Annotated in this window: 1 protein-coding gene; it reads left to right on the forward strand. The window is 70.0% G+C overall.

Annotation, left to right across the window (positions count from 1 at the left end; translation table 11 throughout):
• Positions 1–136 precede the first annotated feature (136 nt).
• Positions 137–433 (forward strand): acetamidase/formamidase family protein (locus tag D3D02_RS20120; protein ID WP_199723247.1); only part of this gene is annotated, 297 nt, incomplete at its 3' end.

The following is a 433-nucleotide window of genomic DNA, read 5'->3' on the forward strand; positions in this document are numbered from 1 at the left end:
GCTCCGTTTGACGGGGCGCAGGTATAAACAACCGCAAGCGAGCCCGGGCGGACGCGGGCGCTCCGGATCGCTCCCCCGACCGTCCGCCGCCGCGGGCAGTAGGGTTATTTTGGTCTGCGCCATACCCTGACACGTCATGTCACAGCAAGGCGTTCAAGAGGAGCTGTACGTCGACCAGTACACGCTCGGGCTCGTCGGGCCCGACCAGGAGTGGGCCGGCACGGTCGCGGACGGCGGGACGGTGACGACGTACACGCCGCCGGGCTGTTGGGGGCCGATGGTGACGCCCTCGTTCCGTGGCGGCCACGAGGTGACCCGACCGATCCGCGTCGAGGGCGCCGAGGTCGGCGACGCCGTCGCGATCCACATCCGCGACGTGGAGGTGACGAGCATGGCCACCAGCACGGGATCGATGGCGGAGCGCGACGAGGCA

The sequence above is a fragment of the Halobellus sp. Atlit-38R genome, from assembly GCF_003665925.1.
GTDB lineage: Archaea > Halobacteriota > Halobacteria > Halobacteriales > Haloferacaceae > Haloquadratum > Haloquadratum inordinatus.